Below are 4,861 nucleotides of genomic sequence, written 5' to 3' on the forward strand. Positions count from 1 at the left end.
GAGCGCTGGTACAGCTGGCATAGGGGCGCAGCGCCTTGATGATCTTTTCCGGGTCTATGTCCTCGCGAACGTGAGCCGGACGGTTATCGGGAGAGTAGTTCAACGCGCCTGGGCAGAGCCCTTGCCCCTCGACTACGAAACGGGTGATCACCTCAGAAGTCCTCGCTTCGAGCAGCAGGTAGGTGGCCCGGGCCTGGATCAGCCGTACCTCGCCATATCCCCGGTAGTCGCACTTGATGTTCGTGAGAGTGACGGGTTCCACGTACTCGCAAACGACCAGCTGCGCGGTGTACGGCTCGCTGTCGGGTGTCGTCCAGTGAGGGGGCAGGGTCTCATCCATCTGGAAACGAAGATCGACCGAATGCGGGCCTGGCCCGGCGTACGGCTTCGCGTCTTCGGTGTAAGTCGTGGGGTATACCCCTCGCCCGGACACGGCAGACGCTGGGCACGGGTCGGTGGGCAGGACGGGTGAGCTGGGCTCGAACGCCGTACCGTCCACCACCAGGACGACCATGGTCACGGCAGGAACGATGATCAAAGGGGCGAGAACCGCCGGTCTTATCTTGAACATCGCGCCTCCGTGATGCACGTCAGCGACAGCGGCGAGCCGGACGAGATGACTCGCCGGTGCCCAACGGGGCAGGCGCTCGCGCTGTCGTCCTCGCCCATGCTGGCTGCCCAATTTCCTGGCAGAATACCCAACTTCGCTGAACTGTCTGTCATCGCAGTTGGACCGCTGACGGGTCTCCCCGCACTGGGTGGCCGTCCGATCAGTGACCACCCACGACCGTGGGGCAAGTGTCAGTCATGAGGAGATGGCGCAAGCGGATCGGCGCGGCGGTGGCGACGGGAGTCGTGATGAGCGTCGTCGTAACTCTGGTGGGCGACCAATCGTGGGGATGGGACTTCGCAGCCCGTTCCCTGACCCTCTCGGTGCTGTACGCGTTGTTCGGGCCTGTGATAGCACGCTCTCGACGGCATGCCGAGGAGCGGGACGCTCAATACATGAGGGATATCCAGGAGGCGCGGCGCGGTCGACGCTGACGAAGTCGGTAGCCTCGCGTCACTGCTTAAACGTGCAGCGCTCGTGGGTGCTCTGGCCACGACTCGGGCGATGATCTCAGCGGGGCCCGGGCGGGTGGCGAAGGCGGCCCATCCCGGCCGGTGTGGGCAAGCCGCCATCAGAGGGGTGACTTGCCCACGCCGGCGCCGCGTCTACCGGCGGCGCCCGAACAGGCCGCGGCCCTTCCTCGCCCTCTCCTCCGCTTCGGCCGCCTCCCGGGCCGCGGCTTCCTCCGCCTGGCGTCACGCGGCCTGCTCCGCCTGCACCTGTTCCCAGTGTTCGTGCAGGCACGGTTCGCAGAGATCGCGGTGCTGCTGCGCCGGGTGGTGCCGGATCGAGTCCCAGCGGTCGTCGGTGAACTTCGCTCCGCGGCGCCTGCACACGGGCCGCTGCGCCTCGCGGGCCGCGGCTTCACGCTCCTTCTGGCGGCCGCGGGCCTGCTCCTCCTGCACCACGTGCAGCCGGTCACCGTCGGGGTTCGGTCAGCGTCTGCCACTCATCGCGCCCGAGCCCGCGCCATGACCTCCCCGGCGCCCCATCAGGATCGGCCGTGATCCGCTTCAGCTCGGTGACAGACCACGGACACCGCCTGGTGGTAGTCGACGGCCGTGATGTCCCCGCCCGGGTACGGGGTGCCGGCGAAGTAGGAACGGGTTCGGGCGGGGTCTGTAGGCTGGTGTGCGTGCTGGCGGCGGTTTCGTCGGTGGCTGTTGGTTGAGGGCCGGTGGTGTGCCGGGGCGCTCCTTGTGAGCGGCTCTCCGCCGGCCCTTTCGACTGTCTCTTGCACTGCTGGACCTGGCGCGGGCTGCGGAGCCTGACGACCTTAACGCCGCGGTCGGCGGTCTCGGCGACCTGGCGAGCGTAACGGGGCCGGTTGCTGCGGTACTTGCGGACAGAGATACGCAGCAGCGACCGACAGGAGCAATGAACGAGACCTCGCCCAGTACGAGCATGGCCATGGCCCACGTCCGGGAGACAGAAGCGCAGACCGCACCGTCCCGCCCTCCCCGGCGGGCGGGACGTGGATCTCCCGGACGGTATCGATCAGGTCGGGGAACCGGCCCTCCCGGCGTGCCTTGGCTAGCTGCGCCGCTGCCGGAGCTCCAGTCGACAGTGAGGCCGGCTGTCACGGCGTCGAGGTCTCGGAGCAGGTGGAGTGCGAAGCCGGTGAGGCTGGACAGCTGGCCGGCGTCGACTGCGTCGCTCCAGGTGGGGAGCCTGGAGTCGAGGCGGTCGGTGAGGATCTATCCGAAGCTGCGGACGTGTCCGGCGGCCGTGCCTAGTTCAGGGCAGCGGTCCCTCCTTCAGGCTGACGCAGTCGTCCTCGGCCAAGGTCGTGGGGTGGCGGGGGAGCCAGCCAGTCACCTGCCTTACCGTCGGCGGCCGTGGCGGTGCGGCGGCGGGTGCCTCGCGCAAGGCGGTGATCTAACCAATCCTTCGCAATTCGCCAGTACCCCGCGTGGTGACCAGATGGGTCCCCAGCCGACCCGCGACGCTGACCGAGATCGAACAGCTCCGGCTCAAGACCATCCCGGCCAACTGCCCTGAACTCGGCGCCCTGACCGGTCACGTCCGGTCCTTCGCCCACATGCTCACCGAACGTTAGGGGCGAACAACTCCCGCAGTGGCTCGACGCTGTCTGCCAGGACGACCATCCCAGCCTCCACGCTTTCGCGGCCGGCATCGACCGCGACGCCGTCATCGCCGGCCTGACGCTGCCCTGGAACTCCGGAGTCGTCGAAGGCCACGTCAACCGGATGAACATGCTCAAGCGCCAGATGTTCGGCCGTACTGGCTCCGCACTGCTCCGCACTGCTCCGCAAGCGGGTCCTCCTCGCCTCGTGACCGATGTCAGTGGCTCCTGGAATCCTGCCTTCGTCCGCGACAGCCCTATCAGGAGCAGTGCATGGGAACGTGGGGAACCGGCCCCTTCGACAGCGATCTCGCCGCAGACTTCGTCGATGAACTCGAAAGACTCACCCACCAGCAGGTCATCGAAGTGCTGGAGCGGACATTCCAGCGAGTCACCGACTCGGGAGAACGCATCGACAGCGGAGACGGAGCCGAAACCGTTGCCGCCGGAGCCCTCGTCGCGAGCACCCTCCCGGACAGTCCCATCGTGACTGACCCGGACGACAGCCCCAGCCAACCGCTGCCCGAGCTGCCGGCCTCCCTGCGCGCGTCGGCGAGACTCGCACTGGACCGGGTTCTCCAGGACGGATCAGACATGGCAATCGGCTGGGTGGACAGCGCAGACGCTGAGCAATGGCGCCAAGAAGTACGGCAGATCCTCCGAGCACTCGAAACACCCAATGATCACTAACCGTGACCGCTTCACGGAAGGGCCAGAACCCGAGAACTGACAGCAGTTGTTCAACAGTTTCGACAGCGCGGAGCGGTCTGACATTTTCGACCGACGGTGGCCTGATGACACCTGTCAGAACTCGGGCCTAAGGTGTGCCGGTGATCTTCAAAAGGAAGCAGAAGGCTGCGGACTTGGCCACCGTCATGTCAGAGCTGGAGCAGGCAGTGGCCGCTCGCGACGGTGGCCGCACCGAGCGTGCATTCAAAGCGGCGATGAGTGGTCTGCAGTCGGCGACGGGCACCGAATGTGTGCCGGTGGGACCCCGGTTGGCCGCGCTGCTCCCCGCCTTTCCGCCCGCCGGTCCGCGCCCGATGCTGGCGACGATGGCTGGTTTCTGCGTGGAACGTGGTGCCGATCCGGTGGCCTGTGCGGAGCCGATCCTCGACGGCACCCACCGGGACCTTCTCGATGCCCTGGAGTTCGCCCGCCGCTGGTCCGCCGCCGGTGCCGGGGACGAACTGCCGAAGGTCGACGAGGAGATCATCGACGACGCGCTGATGGCACGGCTGGGTGGCGAGGCGCACGAGGCATTGCGGCTGGCGCTGGCCTGGTCCTCGGTCGAGCAGTGGCAGTCCCCCGCGTTGGCCGTGCTGTGCCGCAGCACCGAGGTACGCCGTCGGCACGCATCCGCGCTCCTCCCCGCCTGCCGCGACCTGACGGCCATGGAGCGGCACGACCTCAAGTGCCTGGCCTACGCGCTGGCGATTTTGGACGACGAGCCGCTCGTGGTGTTGCACCGGCCCACCAGGACCGGGTTCGAAGTGCGCATCGGGGGCATCGGGGACAACTTCCAGTTGCACACGCTGCTCGCTCACGTGCTCGTCGGCGGCGGCCACGTGCCCGGTACCCCACCGTCGGCGGAGAGCGTCCGCCTGGCCATGGACCCCGAGCCCGCCCAGGGGCACACCGGGACCGTCGCGACCGGGGCCTTCGAACTCCTCGCCCCGGACGGGGAGCGGATCTGGGACAAGGGGCTGCCCGACGACATCCCCGTTGTGGAGGGACACCGCCTACTCGTGCTGGACGAGCCGATGTACCCGCGCAGTTGGAACGCCGACCGGTTCTTCCCGATGCTGCCGGCGACGGCCGAGCTGACTCGTGTGATGTCCGCCGACGAGGTCCAGACGTGGTTCGCCTACACCTGCTGGACGAGCTGACTCACGGGGCGGGGGCGGGCAGCGGCCGGTAGGCACCGTCTGCGCGGGCCTGCTCGATCTCGCTGAAGAGGGGCAGGAGGTAGGCGCCGTTGAAGGCCTGTGTGCTCATGCCCGACCACGGTAGAAGCCACGAGGCCTTGAGAGGTAGCGAATTTGTGTGCTGCCCACGGCCGGGAGCGTTCATCGGCGAGGAGCTGCCGGTGAACGGGGCCCGCGTCACGATCATCCCCCGACGGAGAGACCACGCTCTCGCACGGCCGGTGGTCAGCCGCTCTC

At 67.8% G+C, this 4,861-nt stretch carries 5 protein-coding genes; 3 read left to right on the forward strand and 2 right to left on the reverse strand.

What is annotated here, in order from left to right; genetic code table 11:
* Both RIF68_RS27490 and RIF68_RS27495 read right to left on the reverse strand, forming a co-directional pair.
* A partial coding sequence (locus RIF68_RS27490) for a hypothetical protein (RefSeq protein WP_309053995.1) occupies window positions 1–520 on the reverse strand: 520 nt, incomplete at its 3' end.
* Between the two features lie 785 nt (window positions 521–1,305).
* A complete protein-coding gene (locus RIF68_RS27495) occupies window positions 1,306–1,518 on the reverse strand; it encodes a hypothetical protein (RefSeq protein WP_309053996.1) in 213 nt (70 codons plus the stop codon).
* A gap of 1,004 nt (window positions 1,519–2,522) precedes the next feature.
* Here RIF68_RS27495 and RIF68_RS27500 point away from each other — a divergent pair.
* From RIF68_RS27500 to RIF68_RS27510, 3 genes are all read left to right on the forward strand, one after another.
* The gene (locus RIF68_RS27500) at window positions 2,523–2,669 is read left to right on the forward strand and encodes a hypothetical protein (RefSeq protein ID WP_309053997.1); all 147 of its coding nucleotides are present in this window, start codon (window positions 2,523–2,525) and stop codon (window positions 2,667–2,669) included.
* A 300-nt stretch (window positions 2,670–2,969) separates the two neighbouring features.
* Window positions 2,970–3,386: a DUF4259 domain-containing protein gene (locus RIF68_RS27505; RefSeq protein ID WP_309053998.1), complete on the forward strand. Its 417-nt coding sequence runs from the start codon at window positions 2,970–2,972 to the stop codon at window positions 3,384–3,386.
* 365 nt (window positions 3,387–3,751) lie between these two features.
* A complete protein-coding gene (locus RIF68_RS27510) occupies window positions 3,752–4,585 on the forward strand; it encodes a hypothetical protein (protein ID WP_309053999.1) in 834 nt (277 codons plus the stop codon).
* Window positions 4,586–4,861: the final 276 nt, after the last annotated feature.

The organism is Streptomyces sp., from assembly GCF_031178505.1.
GTDB lineage: Bacteria > Actinomycetota > Actinomycetes > Streptomycetales > Streptomycetaceae > Streptomyces > Streptomyces gulbargensis.